Consider the following 17,029-nt stretch of genomic DNA (forward strand, 5'->3'; position numbering starts at 1 on the left):
TTTAAGTTTATTATTCATTTAGTTTCTATTTGCTAAATATTCATTGTTTTTTGCAGGTCAATTAGCGCTACCATTTTTTCACCAACATTCACCAACCCAGCTACATATTCACAATTACTCGATTCAGACAAACTAGGAACCGCTTTCGCATCTTGCTCCGCAATACTGTAAACATCAGAGACGGCATCAACAGCAACACCTATAATTTTACTACCTAGTTCAAATTCTATTTTGACAACGATAACCACCGTTAATGGTCCATAGTCGACACTTGGTAATCCAAAACGCAACCGTAAATCAATAATTGGCACTATTGTTCCGCGTAAATTAATAACGCCTTTTACAAATTCAGGTGCATTGGGCAGTACTGTAATTTCTTCCCAACTGCGAATTTCTTGTACTGTTAAAATATCAACGCCATATTCTTCATCAGCCATAATAAAAGTTAAAAACTGTTTTACACCTTGCTGTTGCTGAAGATTTAATTGGTTACTTAACTGGCTTTGATCTGAGCTCATAACGCCTCCAAAGTGGCTTGCGTTTCAATAGTTAGTTCTTGGCTACCTGGCTTTTTTAAGCCTGAGAGCTTTATTAAGCCGCTAATGTCCACAATCAGCGATACACGCCCATCTCCTAAAATGGTAGCACCCGATACGCCATCCACTTTATGGTAGTTTGCCTCTAAACTTTTAATAACAACCTGCTGTTGAGACAGTAAATCATCAACTAATAAACCCACCTTTTGGTTATCTGTTTCTACAACAACAAGCAGCGTTTTATCGAGTGATTCAATAGCATTTTTATGATTAAAAATATCGTAGAGTCTTAATATAGGAATGTATTCGTCTCGAAGCCTCAATACATCAAGGCTTTTACCCACTCGACTCACTTTTGCAATATCAATTTGCAGTGACTCCACAATAGAAATGAGCGGAATAATATAAGTATGCTGAGCCACCTTAACTAATTGCCCATCTAAAATAGCGAGAGTAAGGGGTAATCTAATAGTAAACGTAGAACCAACACCGGGCGCTGAGGTTACTTCCACTGAGCCATTTAATGATTGGATATTTCGCTTAACAACATCCATCCCAACTCCACGACCAGATAAGTCACTTACCTCATCCATTGTCGAAAAGCCCGGCATAAAAATAAGCTCATTTATTTCATCGTCACTGAGATGGTTATCAGCTGAGATTAATTCGTTAGCGATGGCTTTTTCTTTTATTTTTTTTGTATTTAACCCTTGCCCATCATCCATTATTTCAATAACGATGTTTCCACCCTGATGAAATGCATTTAAGGTTACTGTGCCAACGGGATCTTTACCTGCCGCCAGTCTTTGCTCAACAGTCTCTAACCCATGATCAAGTGAGTTTCTTACTAAATGCACCATAGGGTCAGATATTTTTTCCATTACTGTTTTATCAAGCTCGGTTTGCTCTCCAATCAGCTTTAGCTCAACCTGCTTATTTAGCTTTTGCGCTATATCTCGCACTAATCGAGGAAAACGACTAAATACAAAATTAATTGGGAGCATACGAATACGCATCACATTTTCTTGTAAATCACGCGTATTATGTGCAAGTTGTGCTAAGCCTTCTTGTAGTAAAGTGATTGTGGCTGGTGTGATTTCTTGTTCGCTGAGTTGATTTAGCATGGCTTGTGTAATAACAAGTTCACCTACCATATTTATTAACGAATCAACTTTATCAATGCCAACACGTATAGAGGTAGATTCTGGTGCACTTGTAGGTTTTTTATCTTTATTAGCAACGGGTTGCTGTGGCTTACTTGGTAACTCAGCTACTTTTATTGAATCGGGTTCTTCAAGCTCAACAGCTTTAGGTATCTCATCTTGATTAGGTTGTATTGACTCATCATTGCCAAATAAGCCGCCACATAATTCAACTTTTATATCGGCATCGTCTTCTACCCATTCAAATACTTCTTTTATGGCTTTTTCATCATGGCTAGTATCTAAAAAAAAGCGCCAATGTAAAAAACATTCATCACTACTTAAATCGGTGATTTCTGGAACTTCATCGTAAAATACTGTGGTTTCTAACTCACCTAGCTCTTCAAGCTCACTGATCATATACAGTGGCTCGTTTCCTGTTTTAAATAAATGATGATGAGGTTTAAAGTCTATTTGATAGGTATTACTACTTGTTTGCTCTTCACAGCTTTGAGGTTTATTCTCATGTGTTTCATTTTTCATTCCAAGTACATGTTCAAATTGTACTTTTAACAAATCTGCTTCGGTTAAATCTGGCTCTTGTTCACCTTGAAGTGCAGCAAGTAAAGCGCGTAAGCAATCCACAGCTTTGAGTAATAAATTAACATGCTCGGTACTAAGCTCTCGTTCACCTTGGCGAATTTGATCTAGTAATGTTTCAAGTACATGAGTAAAGTCAGCAACGGAGCTAAAACCAAATGTCCCACTGCCTCCTTTTATTGAGTGAGCAGCTCTAAAAATAGTGTTGATAGTTTCTAAATCTTCCTCACCTGGCACTAAGTTTAATAGCTCAGCCTCCATGGTATCTAGGCCTTCAAAACTCTCTTCAAAGAAAACTTCAAAAAATTGACTTAAATCTATACTCACACTGCGCTCCTTAGCGAATAACTTTTTTAATTACCGCTAGTAGCTGATCGGGATTAAATGGTTTAACAATCCAGCCTGTTGCCCCAGCAGCTTTACCTTCTACTTTTTTTTCTAAACCCGACTCAGTTGTAAGCATCAGTAATGGTGTAAATTTATAACTAGGCAAAGTACGCAGCTCTCGTATTAATGTAATTCCATCCATTATTGGCATGTTTACATCTGAGATCACGGCATCAAAGTCTTGCTGCTTGGCAATAGCGAGAGCTTCACTGCCATCTTTAGCTTCGGTTACATCAAACCCTGCGGTTTTTAATGTAAAGCTCACCATTTGACGCATCGATGCTGAGTCATCAACCGCTAAAATTCTTTTCATATATACCCCTAACTTTTACTTTCGGTTGTTAAGTATTGGCTTAAGCCAAGTTTATTGATTGTATGTGTTAAGGCCTCGCTACTGCCTACCCAAATGATTTTGTGCTGTATGGTAAGTAGGTGTTTTTGTAAGGCGCATAAAAGTTGAATTGAGGCAGTATCAGCAGAAATCACATCGTTAATATCAAGACAGATATCATCGTTGCTATTGAGTTCGTGCAGTAAATCTTGATGTAGTGTTTCAACTTGCGTAATAGCAAGTTCGCTTGGAAGTTTTAGCATTTAGTAGGTGCATTCCCTGTCAATTCAATTCATAACAAAAGCTTAGCCCTAGTTATTAAAATTGCCATAAAATGCTTAATTAAATTTAAATCGTCGTTAAAAAACAAAAAAAGGAGCCTAAAGCTCCTTTCAAATTGGTAAAAAGTAAAAACTAGTTTTTGTAGTAATCGGCTATTTTTTTAAACTCTTTCGTTAAAGTCGTCGCATTAATTAATGGCACACTACCTTGTTTGAATTCTGGTTTAAAAATAGCTCTAACCGCTCCATTTTGATCAACCATAGCGACCGAAGCACTATGATCAACTGCATATTCTGATTCACTACTATCGCTAATCGCGTAAATTAAACCAAGCTCTCTAACAATAGGAAAAAGGTGTTTATGCTCCCCTGATACAGCTAAAAAGTCAGGATTAAAGTAATCTATATATTGCTTTCGTTTAGCTGGTGTATCGCGTTTTGGATCAACCGATAAAAACCAAATTTGCAGCGGATAATCTGCTTGTAAGTTTTTATAAACAGCATTTAACTTAGCAAGTGTTAATGGACAAATATCTGGGCAGCTTGTGTAGCCTAAAAATACTAAATTCCACTGTCCTAAAAATTGTTGCTTAGTCACTAATTCGCCGCGCTGATCGTTTAGCGTAAAATCAGACAATGGCTTTGCATTTTCGTAAACTAATGCATCTACATCTGGTGGACTATTTTCATTTGAACATGCTGATAAAAACAAAACTAAAACAACAATTAATCCAAGCCATAACTGCTTCATAAAGGGAGCCATTTATCTATAAATAAGATTACAAAGAGTACCATTAAATGAATAATCGAAAAACGAAATAAGTCCATTGCAGTCTCATCATTTCCAGCAATTTTTAATTTGACGGCTTTATATATAAACACTGCATTTAATACACACGCACCTATTAAATATATTAATCCAGACATACCGATTAAATAAGGTAATACGCAAACTACAGCGAGTAAAACAGAGTAGGCAACGACGCACGTTTTACAAAAGTCGATTCCATGGGTTACTGGTAACATAGGAATTTTAGCGCGTTCATAATCACTTTTTCGCGCTATAGCCAGCGCCCAAAAGTGTGGCGGAGTCCAGGTAAATATTATCATTACAAGTAACCAAGGGGCTGCTGCCATTTGGTTTGTTTCTGACACCCAACCTAATAATGGAGGCATTGCGCCAGCCAACCCACCTATAACAATATTTTGCGGTGTAGCACGCTTTAAAAATGATGTATAAACAAATGCATAACCTACCAATGCAAATAACGTTAATATAGCGGTTAAGGTATTAGCCCACACCATTAGCATAATAAAACCCGCAACCCCAATAACAGCTGCAAAACTAAGCGCATGTGTTTTACTTAAACGCCCTTTAGCCACAGGACGATGACGAGTCCTTGCCATTTTTGAGTCTATCTCACTATCAACCACATGATTAATAACCGCTGCAGCAGCAGAAAGTAGCCCTATACCTAACAAGCTAATAAACTGTACAGCCATACCGCGCCCTACATCAGGAGCCAGCGCTAAACCAACCCAAGCTGTTAGTACCAGCATGGCTACCACTTTAAATTTACTAATTGCTAAGTAGTCTTGCAGCAAATTATGAGTACGCGAAATTAGCGATTGAGTATTAACGGGTAGCAGTATTTTTTTATCAATTATAAGTGCCATTATATTTCCCCTTTATGTGCGTGATTTTAGGTAATAACACAACCTAACCATGCTTAATAATAGTATGGCAGCCATCAAGTTATGCGCCAGTGCAACTCCCAACGGAATATGCCAATGTACTAAAATAAGCCCTAAGCTAATTTGGCAAAGCAGGGTAAGCAATACGCTCACCACGCAATTTTTAATTTTTTTAGAGTACGCTTGGCTGTATATTTTCCACATAATTAGCGCCAGAACGATGCAAGTAACCAGTGCCCAAATGCGGTGTAATAAATGAATAGACATACGCGCTTGCTGCGATAACACACCAAATTCATAATTACTGTGCTCAAGTGGTAATTGAAATACGCTACTCAATGAAAACGGTTGTGCGTAATTACACAATGGCAAACCACTACAATGAGGAGCGGCGTAATTTGCAGCCAGCCAACCACCAAGTGCAATTTGGATAATCAATACACTGAGCGCAACTAAACTTAAACCAAAATAGCGTTTTGCGCCGCTATCGCCACCCATAATAGGTTTTGCGGTTAGCCGTAAATATAAAAGCGTTATAAGTGACAAAATACTAAAGCCACCTAATAAGTGGCCCATTACAATAAGCGGCTGAAGGTTCATGGTTACTGTCCACATACCAAGGGCAGCCTGAAACACCACTAGTAGAAGTAAAGCCAAAGGCAATTTAACTGGCGTAGTTGGATATTGGCGCTTTAAAAAAGCCAACACAAATAAACCTAAAATAAGTAAACCTAAAGCACCTGCAAAGTAGCGATGAATCATTTCTTTCCACGCTTTTGCGGTTTCGAACATCATATCGGGGTAGCTTTGAGCTGCTAAGGCTATGTCAGCCTCATGCTTAGGTACCGTTAAAAAGCCATAACAACCAGGCCAATCGGGGCACCCTAATCCTGCATCACTTAAGCGGGTGTACGCACCTAAAGCAACTACAATCAAAGCGAGTAATCCTGTTATTAATACTAAGTTTTTATAATTTTTATACATCAGATACTCCAACTTAAGCTCAACTTAATTAGCTAGAACGAGAATAGTTAAGTAATTTTTTTAGATCTTTTAATAACCCTTTTTGTACTAAACGGTTTTCTTGTGGCTCGACCTTAAAGGGATATTCAAGTACCACTAACCCCATATGATCAATTAAATATAAACTTGCAGGGTTTAAACTCTGTTGTTCGGTAATAATTTTCCATGGTAGATTTTTATTGTCGGGGCTTCCCATTACAGCCATATCAACCTTGCCTTGGTTTTTACCAAGTGCCACATATAAGTTATTAAGTGCATTGAGCTGTTCGCTGCATGGGGTGTTACATTCGTTTGAATAATTAAGTGCGATAGTCCATTGTTTGGGATTATTTTGCGGCCAATTTTTAAGTTTTATTTCTTGGCTTAAAAACTCGCCATTATTAGTAATTGCAGTAGGCAACCAATCAAACTTTAATGCGCCATATGCCAAAATTAATGGGATAGCGCAGCAACCCACAAACAACAAAAGGGGATTATTTTTCATTATGTGTCCTTTTTTTACTCGCAAAAATAGCCACAACAGCACATGCAACAGCAATTAAAAACCATTGCAAAGCGTAGGCATTATGCTTTTGAGGGCTCATAACAACGGCCTCATAATGAGGTGTTGCAATCTCATCACCAGTACCTTGTCTGTAAGCCATAAAATTAATTAATGATTGCTGGCTTTGAGTGCTCAGCATATTCAAGTCGATAGATTGGATTCTTGTAGGTAAGTCGTTATTTGTAGTTTTATCTTCAAGCGTAAAGCTACTTAGGTTATTTTCTTTTATTTGCGCTTTAAGAATAAAAACACCTGTAGGCAGAGCAACCTTTGGCAGTGTATCTCTAGATATAGGCGCTTTTACCCATCCTAAATTAACTAAAATCACTTTTTCTTCGGTGTCTGGCTTTAGTAAAGCAAGTAGGTCGTACCCTACTTGTCCGTTATAAACTTGATTATCTAAAAGCCAATATTGGTTTTGTACAAACCGCCCTTTTAACTCAACCAATACACCAGTTTTGTTCCAGCTATCAGGCAAGTTAAGTAATTGAGACCAGCTCATCACACCACGAGTCTGTTGCTTAGCAATGGCGGTTAGTTGTTGCTGCTTTTGCTCACCTCGCTCCAACTGCCAAAACCCCAATCGCACACACACAAGTACAACAACCACAACCATACAAAGTGTGATTAGTGAGCTAAGCTTTTGTTTGTGCCATAAAACTAACTGCATAAAGGGTCAACTCAGTGATTATTAAAATTATTATCGTACTGTTGTTAATATTTATACTTTTTAACTTATTTAGAGCATTGTTTATTATGGTGTCAGGGAAAACAGGGGGACGACCTATGTCTCACTTTTTAGGTCGTCGCGTATTGTTTTCGTTCGTTGTTTTAATTGTTGTTATTGCAGCGCTTAAACTTGGTTTTATTAAAGCGAATAATTCGCCAATAAACGCTACAGCACATATACAAATACAAACAAACACAGCCACACCACATCAACAAAGTGCCAATACCAAGCAGCTGCTTGAAAAGCAAAGTGCTTATCTTTAGTAAAGTGCCCTTTTAATATCCGTAAAAATATTACAAATAAAAGTACGGTTCCTAGCGTTACATGCATGCCATGAAAACCAGTCAATAAAAAGAACGTATTACCGTAAATACCCGCATCTAGCGTTAGATTAAGGTCATTATATGCATGCATGTACTCCTCAACTTGCAGCCCTAAAAAGCAAACACCCAGTAAAATAGTAGCACCTAAAAAAACCTTAAGTGGAGTACGTTTATTGTTTTCCATCGCTACGTGGGCAAAATGTAAAGTAACTGAGGAAGTAAGCAGTATTAAGGTATTTATAAGTGGTAAGCCTTGCCAGCCCATAGCCTGAGTAGTTTCGCCAGCAGGTGTTGAAACTAGCGGCCAAACAGCTTCAAAAGTTGGCCATAAAACCTCGTTAGTCATTGCATTATTGCCTGCACCTCCAAGCCAAGGTACCGACAATACCCGTGCATAAAAAAGCGCACCAAAAAAGGCCATAAAAAACATAACTTCAGAAAAAATAAACCAGCTCATACCTTGTCTAAAAGAGCGATCCATTTGTGCTGAGTACAAACCTTGGTCCGATTCACTAATTACATTTTTAAACCAGCTAAACAACATATACACAAGCACAGCAATACCGGCATAAAGCAGATAAACCCCGCTACCACCTTCTTTACCTACACTCATAACAGTCAAGCCTGCCCCTACTGCAATAAAAAACAATGCAACTGCACCTACAATAGGCCACGGGCTTTGCTCAGGTACGTAATAATGCTCATATTCTTGATTCATTTTATTTACTCCTAGTTTCACACTAGTTTAAAAAGCTAGTTATTACTTGCCACCAGCTGTTCACTAATATCAAATACGGTATAAGATAAAGTTAATTCTTCAATGTCGCTTGGCAATGCGGTATCAACATAAAAAAGTAATTTAAATTCAAGCTCTTCCCCTGCTTTTAGAGGTTGCTGATCAAAGCAAAAACAAGCTATTTTATGTAAATACTTTGCCGCTTTACCTGGCGAGACTGATGGTACAGCCTGCATTACTTTATCTAGATTGCTGTTATTTTTAGCACTAAACATTACTTCACGCATTGCACCGGGTTTTACCACTACACTGTATTCTTTTGATTTAACTTTAAACGGTGCACCACTTTGTGCGTGAGTAGTAAAGCTAACGCCAACTTCTCGGTTTTGTACTATTTGTGTACTTTGCTCTGCTTGCTCAAGCGAAGGCTTTCCATTAAGCCCTGTTACATCACAAAACACGTCATACAAAGGTACTAAAGCAAAGGCAAAGGCAAACATGCCTATGCAAATAAGTACCAAACGTTTGAGTAGCGGTGCATGTGTCATTACTTAATAACCGGCGGCGTAGAAAAAGTATGATATGGCGCTGGAGAGTCAACTTCCCACTCAAGGCCTTCTGCCCCTTCCCATACTTTTGCAGGCACTTTATCACCGCCACGCGCGCATTTAATTACCACAGCTACAAACAACAATTGCGATAAACCAAAGGCAAACCCACCAATACTTATGATTGCGTTAAAGTCGGCAAATTGAAGAGCGTAATCGGGAATTCGACGCGGCATACCAGCAAGCCCTACAAAATGCATAGGAAAAAACAGTACGTTCACGCTCACCAGCGATAGCCAAAAATGCCATTTAGCCAATGTGATATTAAACATATTGCCCGTCCACTTGGGCAGCCAGTAATAAGCCCCCGCCATTATCGAAAATACAGCCCCTGTTACTAATACATAATGAAAGTGCGCCACTACAAAATAAGTATCGTGATATTGAAAATCAGCAGGTGTAATTGCCAGCATCAATCCCGAAAAACCACCCAAGGTAAACAGCACAATAAACGCAATACTAAAAAGCATTGGCACTTCAAAAGTTATTGAGCCTTTCCACATTGTGGCAACCCAATTAAATACTTTTACTCCTGTAGGTACCGATATAAGCATGGTCGCGTACATAAAAAACAACTCGCCAGCGACCGGCATCCCAGTGGTAAACATATGATGAGCCCATACAATAAAGCTCAATAGTGCTATGGAGGATGTGGCGTATACCATTGAGGCATAGCCAAAAAGTTTTTTACGAGAAAAGGTAGGTACTATTGTAGATATAATGCCAAAGGCAGGAAGAATCATAATGTATACTTCGGGGTGACCAAAAAACCAAAAAATGTGTTGGAACATCACCGGGTCGCCACCGCCTGCGGCATCAAAAAAGCTGGTCGCAAAATACTTATCGGTAAGTACCATAGTGACAGCCCCTGCAAGCACTGGCATTACGGCTATTAATAAAAAGGCAGTAATTAACCACGTCCATACAAATAATGGCAACTTCATCCATGTCATGCCTGGGGCACGTAAGTTCACTATGGTTACAATCACATTGATTGCGCCCATTATTGAGCTAATTCCCATAATATGTACGGCAAATACAAACAATGCAGTATTATCATTACTGTATGTTGTGGACAGTGGTGCATAAAAAGTCCAACCAAATGCAGGCCCCCCACCAGGCATAAATAACGATGCCAATAGGATTAGAAACGCAAACGGTAAAATCCAAAAGCTCCAGTTATTCATTCTTGGCAATGCCATATCTGGCGCGCCAATCATGAGTGGTATCATCCAGTTAGCAAGGCCTGTAAAGGCGGGCATAACCGCACCAAACACCATAATTAAACCATGCACTGTGGTCATTTGATTAAAAAAGTGAGGGTCGACCAACTGTAAACCTGGTTGAAATAATTCAGCTCTGATCACCATGGCCATTGCGCCACCAATTAAGAACATGGTCAGCGAAAAAATTAAATATAAACTACCTATATCTTTATGATTAGTTGTGTAAAGCCAGCGTTTAAAACCTTTAGCTGGGTGATGAGCATGATGAGCTTCATTGGCGTTAGGTTGTTCTACTATGCTACTCATTAGTTCGCCTCCACTTTGGCATCAAGTGCCGTCTGTATTTGACTCGGTTGAATAACATCACCCGTATCATTACCCCACGCATTACGTTTATAAGTAATAACCGCAGCTAATTGCTTTATAGATAACTGCTTGGCAAAAGCTTGCATTGCCGTACCGGGTCGTCCATGGATAACTACATCAATGTGATCTTTTATATCGCCAAGCACTATCGGGCTGCCTTTAAGTGCAGGAAATACGCCCGGTAACCCCAAGCCAGTAGGTTGATGACATGCAGCACAATTAGCCATATATACTTGTTCGCCTAAAGTCATTAATTCTTCTTTTGGGAGGGTTTTATCAAGTAATGCGGCATCTGCTAATGCTGCTTTTTGTTTAGCCTGCTTTGCATCTGTAAGCCATGTTTTAAAATCAGCCTCAGATTTAGCGACCACCACAACGGGCATAAAGCCATGGTCTTTACCACACAACTCAGCACATTGGCCTCGGTAAGTACCTTCTTCGTTTATGTTCGTCCATGTTTCGTTTATAAAGCCGGGGTTCGCATCTTTTTTAACTGCAAAATCAGGTACCCACCAAGAGTGAATAACATCGTCAGAAGTCATTAAAAATCGTACTTTTTGATTTATTGGCAGTACAAGAGGCTTATCAACCTCAAGTAAGTAGTTAGGATTTTTATCTGCAAGATTCGCGATTTCATCTTGCGGGGTAGATAAAATAGAGTAGAACTCTACATCTTCGCCCATATATTCATAATGCCATTTCCATTGCGAACCCGTAATTTTAATAGTGAGATCAGCTTTGCTGGCATCTTCCATTGCAATTAGGGTTTTAGTGGCTGGTACTGCCATAGCAATTAAAATAACAAACGGAATTGCAGTCCAAAGTATTTCTACTTTAGTGCTTTCGTGAAATTGGGCAGGTACAGCCCCTTTAGATTTACGGTGATGAATAAGTGCCCAAAACATAATTGCGAACACTATCACCCCAATCACACAACATATTATAAATATGGTCATGTGCAGCTGATATACATTATTGCTTATATCGGTTACGCCTTTGCGCATATTGTATTGGCTGTTAGCCAAAACTGGGTGCGAAAAAACACATAATATAAGCCACAAGGTAGAGGTCAGTTTACCCATGTGACGGCTCCTTTGATGCTATTGCGAATGCAAAGCGAAGAGGCATACGGCTTAAACGCCAATTCGTTATTTTTATTTTTTTAGCCAATCTTATTTAATATTGATTGGTTTTGCTGCGCCAACAACGAGTTTGTGTATATTGTGTGTTCTCAAAACTAAAAAGCTGTGAGTTATTATTAGCTCAGCACATTAACAATTAGCTAAAAAACGAACAACAAGCAAGTTTTAGTATAAAAAACAATCAGGTGATATTGAATAATTAATAAAAAATCGGTAATCAACTGGGCAACAGGAAGTTCAAAATATGAGCAAAACAAAGGGGTTTAACGCATTCGGAGGGGGAAAATATAAGTGCAAAAAAGTTTACAGCTTAAATAGTCAGTGGGCTGTTTACGCCCTTTTTTTAGTACAAATTCTAAAACAAAAATGCGTACTAATTAGTACGCATTTATAAAACTGCTTGTTTAAAAGCTATTTTTAAAGTCACATCCAATCAGCGTTTCTTATAACGCCAACGGCTAAGCCTTCAATATTAAAAGACTCATTCTCAAGATCTACTTCAATAGAGTCAAAATCGTCGTTTTCAGCATGAAGTAATACTTTACGACCCGCTTTCTCAAGACGTTTTACAGTTACGTCTTCGTCTAGGCGAGCAACAACAACTTGTCCATTTTCAGCGGTTTGAGTACGATGTACAGCAAGTAAATCACCATCCATAATACCAATATCTTTCATGCTCATACCGTTAACGCGTAGTAAAAAATCTGCAGCCGGTTTAAACATTAATGGATCGATTTTGCAGTGACTTTCAACGTGCTCTTGCGCCAAAATAGGTGAACCAGCAGCAACACGCCCTATAAGCGGTAAACCTAATTGTTCTGGCTCTTCTTCTTCAATTAATTGAATACCACGGCTTGCACCTGGTTTCATTTTAATTGCGCCTTTTTTAGCAAGTGCTTTTAAATGTTCTTCAGCAGCATTGGCACTTTTAAAACCTAATGTTTGCGCTATTTCAGCACGTGTAGGAGGCATACCAGTGTCTTTAATAAAAACTTTAATTAGTTCGAGTATTTGAGCTTGGCGGTTCGTTAATGGTCGCATACAACTGGTTTTCCATACAGTACATTTAACTGTGAGTATATACAGTTAAATAAAAATCGCAAATTTAAATTAAGCCTTAAAATAGCTAAAGTAATTTCACTTGTGTACATTTCAAGGATATAACTAAAGCTAAGTTTATAAATGATTAAAAATGCAAAGGAGACATTATGAGTATTTGGTACCAGCCCATCACCTTAGAGCTGTGCAAGCAGTTAGAGCAAGGCGTTAATGGCCAAGGAACATTAATGAAAACTATGGGGATAGAAGTCACAGAAATTGGCGATGATTATTTGGTTGCCACAATGCCGGCAATTCCTGAGCATCATAACCCGATGGGGATGGTACACGGCGGTGCTAACGTTGTACTTGCCGAAACAGTTGCCAGCTATGCCGCTAACTTTGTTGTCGATTTTACTAAATTTTACTGTGTAGGGCAGGAGATTAGCGCAAGTCATTTAAAAGCATCTCGCAACGGCACTTTAACAGCCACGGCTAGAGCATTTCATATAGGTAAACGTAGTTCAGTATGGGAAATAAAAATTACAAATAGCCGCAATGAGCTGTGCTGCGTATCAAAAATGACCGCAGCAGTCGTAGAGCGAAGATAGTTACTTTTCGATTGGGTAAATGGTAATTTCCATACCCGCACCAATCGCAGATATACGCAATAATGTATCTGCATCTAAGGCTTGATTAAAGCACTTAGGAGAAGTCCCTGATTCAAAACCAATATCAAACGTTCTACGTGAACAGCTTAACCATTGCTTTAGCGCGTTACGCGAACACGATTCAATAAGCTCACATATATGGTTTATGGCTTTATCAGGTGTGCTCACCTCACCTGTAGCTTCAATACGCGCTAGTTGACGGTATTCGTCTTTGTCATAATGTAAAATCGTCGCGACTTTTTTCAAGTCCGCCACTAGCAAACTAATATCTTGCTTTGATTCAAGCTCAAGATCTACATTTAAAAATTGAATTTCCGACATCGTTTCGTATTTATCCTCTAATAATTTCATTGCAAACTTTAACGCAGTTTTACCGTTATACCAAATCAACTATGCTCTATTAACCACTTTATATGGATATTTCGCAGCTTTTAAGTATTTTTTAGCATTTAAAGCTGGCTGGATATAAAACATTCAGCTCAATTAAACAGATAAGTCATGTTAGGAATTTAAGTGTAATCTTTTTTATTTTTAAATGATTACAGTAAGCTATAGTTTAAACTGCGACAAAATGTCGCAGTAACTTATCCCATTGATGTAATAAACTAGCTTCTAAAAATAATAAGACTAAAACATGAATAAAAAAATATTTAAACATGCTCGCAAGTTACATAAATGGTTAGGATATTTATTAGCACTACAAATTTTAGCATGGTTACTAGGTGGTTTAATTATGAGTGCAATCCCTCTTGATAAAGTTCATGGGGAGCATCTTGCAACACGTACTCTTAATAACCCATTTACGCAGGCTGATTATGTTGCCTCCCTTGACGATATTGCCTCTCAGGTGGTTAATCCAACACAAATAATTTTTGAGAACTTCTTAACTACACCACTTATTACTGTCTTTAGTAATAACGAGCAGCAAAGCTTCAATGGAATAACAGGCCGACCATTTGAACTGCCAACTAAAATACAAATTACCGCAAATGCTAAAGCACACTTACTTATTGACGCTCAAGTAACAAGCGCTGTACTACTAAAGCAAGGTATGCGAGAAGTTGGATATAAAACCAATGTTTGGCAGGTACAATTTGACGACACATTTAACACAACACTGTACTTGTCAGAAAATAACGGCAAAGTTGTTACCGTTCGCAGCACGCTATGGCGAATATTCGACTTTTTTTGGATGTTACATATTATGGATTACGATGAGCGAGAGGATTTTAATAATCCACTGCTTATTAGCTTTTCAGCAACCAGTGTACTTTTTTGTTTAAGTGGAATATTACTACTTATACAAAATATACGACTAAAACGATTTATCCGAATTAAAAATAAGAATAAATCAAAGTAGTCATATTGGTTTTTGAGAGCTAGCGCCCACTTATCAAAGAGTAAATAAGCCTAGGGCTTATTTTATTCCAAGTGCTTAAATCGACTCAAATGTCGCTTTAACATTTCGTTTTCGAAAATCAACTCATCACGCTCATCCAGCAATTGTAAAACTAAAGCTATTGCCGACCAATCTAACGAAAAGTCATGTTGGATGCGGGCCGCTTTTTTAACTAAGGTCACTGCAGATACCGTAAATTGCCACTGCGTAACATGATCCCCCTCAATTGGAACCGCAATATTATGCTCAACTAGCTCATATAAAATTGCTTCGCTAATATCACTGCTCAAACATAGCTCTTTGCTAGTAAGTAAATCGTCTTTTTGTGTCACGATAATTTGCATTATGGCTTGCTCCAGTTATTACGGGGATCAAAGTGAGCTTTTTTGGCTAATTCTTCCCACAGTTTTTTACTGGCATCATCAACAGATGTTGGATTAACAATTTTAAGCACAGCAAATAAATTACCTTTAGCTTTTTTACTCATTAATCCCTTACCTTTAATACGCAAGCGTTGACCAGACTGACTATTAGAAGGAATAGTTAATTGGATGTTTCCTGTCAACGTAGGTAAATTTAGCTTTGTACCAAGAGCCGCTTCCCATGGTGCAAGAGGGACAACTATATTTAGGTTATGACCTTCAACATCAAATAATGGGTGAGGCACTAAACTAATTTGTAAATACAAGTCGCCATTTTGCCCATTAGCTGACCCTAATCCGCCTTGCCCTTTTAGTCGAATTCGCTCGCCATTTACTGAGCCTGCAGGAATTTTCACTTTAAGTGATTTTTTAATTTCAGTGACACGGCCACTGCTGTCTCGCTGCGGTAACATAAACTCAACAGGCTTAACGGTATCAACTAAAGTCTCTTCAAGAAAAATTGGGAACTCTATTTCCACATCTTGTCCTTTTTGCGCGCGAGCGGCGTTACTTCTGCTCTGCCCGGAACGATCGAATCCACCAGCTCCGCCAAACATTGAATTAATAAAGTCAGAAAACTCTTGGTCGGTTTGAGGATCGCTTTGCTGATAATTACTTTGCGAAGAGGCATTGTTACCACCATAATGGCCTTGCTGTTGACGAGCACGATTTTGTTGGTGACGACGTAACTCGTCGTATTTAGTGCGTTCTTCTTTGTTATGGATGACTTCGTAAGCTTCTGCTATTTCTTTAAACTTATCTTCTGCTTGAGGCTCTTTGCTTACATCTGGGTGATATTTTCTGGCTAACTTTTTATAAGCAACTTTAACCGCTTTATCATCTGCATCAGGCGATATTCCAAGCACTGCATAATAATCAACAAATTTCATTTGCAATCCAAATCCTCATATTGAGTAAGCTTTAAGCATACTCCTTAACGGGTAACCTTGTGTGGTTAAAATACGATAAATATTGAGAAATAAATGAATAGTGAAAGTAACTTTGAGTAAAAAAATTAATCAGGCACTTTTTATTAATATAAGCGTAGGCCTTAAGCTAACTTTATCTTTTATCTTCAGGGCTTTAAACTGCCTATTCCTGTAGTTCACATTTGTGATGGATATGACTCGATTTATTCTGGCCTTATTGGCTTGTTGTGTGTGCGTTTCGGTATCAGCCGAACAATTTACCCGTTTTTCAACGGCTAAAAGACATTTAATTAAAACCCTACCTGACAACGCCAAAAGCATTTACTGCGGTTGCGACATTAAAAAAGAAGGCAAAAAACTCGTTCCTGACCCGTCTAACTGTGGTTACATTCCTCGAAATACCCTTACCCGCTCAGGTAAAGTAAATGTGCGAGCACTACGCATTGAGTGGGAGCACATTGTTCCGGCGTGGGAATTTGGTCACCAGCTACAATGCTGGCAAGATGGCGGGCGTAAAAACTGCCGTAAAGTAAGTGCTAAATTTAGAAAAATGGAAGCTGATATAAATAACTTAGCGCCAGCTATTGGCGAAATTAATGCCGATCGCTCTAATTATCGTTTTGGTATGCTTAGCGAAAACGCCACACAATATGGTCGTTGCGAAGTAAAAGTAAACTTTAAGCAACGTGTAGTTGAACCGCCTGTTTATGCACGAAAACGTATAGCTGACACCTACGCTTACATGCAAAAAACATACGGTTTAAAAATCTCTGATAAACAGCAAAAGTTATTTAATGCATGGCAAAAGCAAGCATTCGCAGATACAAGTAGTGCGAGCAAGCTCTAAGCTTTAACACTCATTTACATAAATCAAAGTTATAAATGTTGAATAAACGAGCG

Annotated in this window: 21 protein-coding genes; 4 read left to right on the forward strand and 17 right to left on the reverse strand. The window is 38.5% G+C overall.

Going from position 1 to position 17,029, the window contains the following annotated elements:
* Positions 1-32 precede the first annotated feature (32 nt).
* The 9 genes from H5089_RS19090 to H5089_RS19130 form a co-directional block, all read right to left on the reverse strand.
* Positions 33-518, reverse strand: a complete 486-nt coding sequence (locus H5089_RS19090; protein WP_002959588.1) for a chemotaxis protein CheW — start codon at positions 516-518, stop codon at positions 33-35.
* On the reverse strand, positions 515-2,605 hold the full coding sequence (locus H5089_RS19095; protein WP_182712888.1) for a chemotaxis protein CheA: 2,091 nt from the start codon (positions 2,603-2,605) through the stop codon (positions 515-517). The genes H5089_RS19090 and H5089_RS19095 overlap by 4 nt, the downstream gene beginning before the upstream one ends.
* Positions 2,606-2,615: 10 nt before the next feature.
* The gene (locus tag H5089_RS19100; RefSeq protein WP_002959593.1) at positions 2,616-2,978 is read right to left on the reverse strand and encodes a response regulator; all 363 of its coding nucleotides are present in this window, start codon (positions 2,976-2,978) and stop codon (positions 2,616-2,618) included.
* Positions 2,979-2,986: 8 nt separating this feature from the next.
* Positions 2,987-3,259, reverse strand: a complete 273-nt coding sequence (locus H5089_RS19105) for an STAS domain-containing protein (protein ID WP_002959595.1) — start codon at positions 3,257-3,259, stop codon at positions 2,987-2,989.
* A gap of 151 nt (positions 3,260-3,410) precedes the next feature.
* Entirely contained in the window at positions 3,411-4,028 is a 618-nt protein-coding gene (locus H5089_RS19110) for an SCO family protein (RefSeq protein ID WP_182712889.1), read from the reverse strand.
* Entirely contained in the window at positions 4,025-4,954 is a 930-nt protein-coding gene (gene cyoE, locus H5089_RS19115; protein WP_138489788.1) for a heme o synthase, read from the reverse strand. Before cyoE ends, H5089_RS19110 begins: the two co-directional genes overlap by 4 nt.
* A gap of 12 nt (positions 4,955-4,966) precedes the next feature.
* Positions 4,967-5,956, reverse strand: coding sequence for a heme A synthase (locus H5089_RS19120; protein ID WP_024595086.1), 990 nt, complete (start codon positions 5,954-5,956; stop codon positions 4,967-4,969).
* Between the two features lie 28 nt (positions 5,957-5,984).
* Positions 5,985-6,479 carry a hypothetical protein gene (locus H5089_RS19125; protein ID WP_024595087.1) on the reverse strand — a complete coding sequence of 165 codons (495 nt, stop codon included), beginning with the start codon at positions 6,477-6,479 and terminating at the stop codon, positions 5,985-5,987.
* Positions 6,469-7,209, reverse strand: a complete 741-nt coding sequence (locus tag H5089_RS19130) for an SURF1 family protein (protein WP_182712890.1) — start codon at positions 7,207-7,209, stop codon at positions 6,469-6,471. Before H5089_RS19130 ends, H5089_RS19125 begins: the two co-directional genes overlap by 11 nt.
* A gap of 14 nt (positions 7,210-7,223) precedes the next feature.
* Between H5089_RS19130 and H5089_RS20455 the strand changes: the two genes are divergently transcribed.
* The gene (locus H5089_RS20455; RefSeq protein WP_182693455.1) at positions 7,224-7,532 is read left to right on the forward strand and encodes a DUF2909 domain-containing protein; all 309 of its coding nucleotides are present in this window, start codon (positions 7,224-7,226) and stop codon (positions 7,530-7,532) included.
* On the opposite strand, the gene H5089_RS19140 is transcribed toward H5089_RS20455, so the two are convergent.
* The 5 genes from H5089_RS19140 to lexA all read right to left on the reverse strand — a co-directional run bounded on the left by H5089_RS19140 (position 7,435) and on the right by lexA (position 12,711).
* Positions 7,435-8,310 (reverse strand): cytochrome c oxidase subunit 3, encoded by an 876-nt coding sequence (locus H5089_RS19140; RefSeq protein ID WP_002959610.1) that lies wholly within the window; start codon positions 8,308-8,310, stop codon positions 7,435-7,437. The genes H5089_RS20455 and H5089_RS19140 overlap by 98 nt on opposite strands.
* A 35-nt stretch (positions 8,311-8,345) precedes the next feature.
* Positions 8,346-8,876, reverse strand: a complete 531-nt coding sequence (locus H5089_RS19145) for a cytochrome c oxidase assembly protein (protein ID WP_182693454.1) — start codon at positions 8,874-8,876, stop codon at positions 8,346-8,348.
* On the reverse strand, positions 8,876-10,468 hold the full coding sequence (gene ctaD, locus H5089_RS19150) for a cytochrome c oxidase subunit I (protein WP_002959615.1): 1,593 nt from the start codon (positions 10,466-10,468) through the stop codon (positions 8,876-8,878). Before ctaD ends, H5089_RS19145 begins: the two co-directional genes overlap by 1 nt.
* A complete protein-coding gene (coxB, locus tag H5089_RS19155) occupies positions 10,468-11,610 on the reverse strand; it encodes a cytochrome c oxidase subunit II (RefSeq protein ID WP_182712891.1) in 1,143 nt (380 codons plus the stop codon). The genes ctaD and coxB overlap by 1 nt, the downstream gene beginning before the upstream one ends.
* A gap of 483 nt (positions 11,611-12,093) precedes the next feature.
* Entirely contained in the window at positions 12,094-12,711 is a 618-nt protein-coding gene (gene lexA / locus H5089_RS19160; RefSeq protein ID WP_024595093.1) for a transcriptional repressor LexA, read from the reverse strand.
* A gap of 167 nt (positions 12,712-12,878) precedes the next feature.
* On the opposite strand from lexA, the gene H5089_RS19165 reads away from it, so the two are divergent.
* Entirely contained in the window at positions 12,879-13,319 is a 441-nt protein-coding gene (locus H5089_RS19165; protein ID WP_002959621.1) for a PaaI family thioesterase, read from the forward strand.
* On the opposite strand, the gene H5089_RS19170 is transcribed toward H5089_RS19165, so the two are convergent.
* Positions 13,320-13,700: a hypothetical protein gene (locus H5089_RS19170; RefSeq protein WP_024595094.1), complete on the reverse strand. Its 381-nt coding sequence runs from the start codon at positions 13,698-13,700 to the stop codon at positions 13,320-13,322. It abuts the gene before it with no gap.
* A gap of 313 nt (positions 13,701-14,013) precedes the next feature.
* On the opposite strand from H5089_RS19170, the gene H5089_RS19175 reads away from it, so the two are divergent.
* The gene (locus H5089_RS19175; RefSeq protein WP_182712892.1) at positions 14,014-14,739 is read left to right on the forward strand and encodes a hypothetical protein; all 726 of its coding nucleotides are present in this window, start codon (positions 14,014-14,016) and stop codon (positions 14,737-14,739) included.
* Positions 14,740-14,801: 62 nt separating this feature from the next.
* On the opposite strand, the gene H5089_RS19180 is transcribed toward H5089_RS19175, so the two are convergent.
* Both H5089_RS19180 and H5089_RS19185 read right to left on the reverse strand, forming a co-directional pair.
* Positions 14,802-15,122: a chaperone modulator CbpM gene (locus tag H5089_RS19180; RefSeq protein WP_024599636.1), complete on the reverse strand. Its 321-nt coding sequence runs from the start codon at positions 15,120-15,122 to the stop codon at positions 14,802-14,804.
* On the reverse strand, positions 15,122-16,090 hold the full coding sequence (locus H5089_RS19185; protein WP_182712893.1) for a DnaJ C-terminal domain-containing protein: 969 nt from the start codon (positions 16,088-16,090) through the stop codon (positions 15,122-15,124). The genes H5089_RS19180 and H5089_RS19185 overlap by 1 nt, the downstream gene beginning before the upstream one ends.
* Positions 16,091-16,322: 232 nt before the next feature.
* Here H5089_RS19185 and H5089_RS19190 point away from each other — a divergent pair, with 232 nt between their 5' ends.
* Positions 16,323-16,976: an endonuclease gene (locus tag H5089_RS19190; protein ID WP_149603346.1), complete on the forward strand. Its 654-nt coding sequence runs from the start codon at positions 16,323-16,325 to the stop codon at positions 16,974-16,976.
* The last annotated feature ends 53 nt before the right edge of the window (positions 16,977-17,029 follow it).

It is taken from the genome of Pseudoalteromonas sp. SR45-1, from assembly GCF_014163655.1.
Taxonomy (GTDB): Bacteria; Pseudomonadota; Gammaproteobacteria; order Enterobacterales; family Alteromonadaceae; genus Pseudoalteromonas; species Pseudoalteromonas distincta.

Excerpts from the sequence above, each read along its gene's own strand:
- H5089_RS19105 (WP_002959595.1), bottom strand. The coding sequence starts at position 3,259 with ATGCTAAAACTTCCAAGCGAACTTGCTATTACGCAAGTTGAAACACTA.
- H5089_RS19190 (WP_149603346.1), top strand. The coding sequence starts at position 16,323 with ATGACTCGATTTATTCTGGCCTTATTGGCTTGTTGTGTGTGCGTTTCG.
- H5089_RS19140 (WP_002959610.1), bottom strand. The coding sequence starts at position 8,310 with ATGAATCAAGAATATGAGCATTATTACGTACCTGAGCAAAGCCCGTGG.
- H5089_RS19125 (WP_024595087.1), bottom strand. The coding sequence starts at position 6,479 with ATGAAAAATAATCCCCTTTTGTTGTTTGTGGGTTGCTGCGCTATCCCA.
- lexA (WP_024595093.1), bottom strand. The coding sequence starts at position 12,711 with ATGCGACCATTAACGAACCGCCAAGCTCAAATACTCGAACTAATTAAA.
- H5089_RS19130 (WP_182712890.1), bottom strand. The coding sequence starts at position 7,209 with ATGCAGTTAGTTTTATGGCACAAACAAAAGCTTAGCTCACTAATCACA.
- H5089_RS19120 (WP_024595086.1), bottom strand. The coding sequence starts at position 5,956 with ATGTATAAAAATTATAAAAACTTAGTATTAATAACAGGATTACTCGCT.
- ctaD (WP_002959615.1), bottom strand. The coding sequence starts at position 10,468 with ATGAGTAGCATAGTAGAACAACCTAACGCCAATGAAGCTCATCATGCT.
- H5089_RS19145 (WP_182693454.1), bottom strand. The coding sequence starts at position 8,876 with ATGACACATGCACCGCTACTCAAACGTTTGGTACTTATTTGCATAGGC.
- H5089_RS19185 (WP_182712893.1), bottom strand. The coding sequence starts at position 16,090 with ATGAAATTTGTTGATTATTATGCAGTGCTTGGAATATCGCCTGATGCA.
- H5089_RS19170 (WP_024595094.1), bottom strand. The coding sequence starts at position 13,700 with ATGTCGGAAATTCAATTTTTAAATGTAGATCTTGAGCTTGAATCAAAG.
- H5089_RS19100 (WP_002959593.1), bottom strand. The coding sequence starts at position 2,978 with ATGAAAAGAATTTTAGCGGTTGATGACTCAGCATCGATGCGTCAAATG.
- H5089_RS19175 (WP_182712892.1), top strand. The coding sequence starts at position 14,014 with ATGAATAAAAAAATATTTAAACATGCTCGCAAGTTACATAAATGGTTA.
- coxB (WP_182712891.1), bottom strand. The coding sequence starts at position 11,610 with ATGGGTAAACTGACCTCTACCTTGTGGCTTATATTATGTGTTTTTTCG.
- H5089_RS19165 (WP_002959621.1), top strand. The coding sequence starts at position 12,879 with ATGAGTATTTGGTACCAGCCCATCACCTTAGAGCTGTGCAAGCAGTTA.
- H5089_RS19110 (WP_182712889.1), bottom strand. The coding sequence starts at position 4,028 with ATGAAGCAGTTATGGCTTGGATTAATTGTTGTTTTAGTTTTGTTTTTA.
- cyoE (WP_138489788.1), bottom strand. The coding sequence starts at position 4,954 with ATGGCACTTATAATTGATAAAAAAATACTGCTACCCGTTAATACTCAA.
- H5089_RS19090 (WP_002959588.1), bottom strand. The coding sequence starts at position 518 with ATGAGCTCAGATCAAAGCCAGTTAAGTAACCAATTAAATCTTCAGCAA.
- H5089_RS19180 (WP_024599636.1), bottom strand. The coding sequence starts at position 15,122 with ATGCAAATTATCGTGACACAAAAAGACGATTTACTTACTAGCAAAGAG.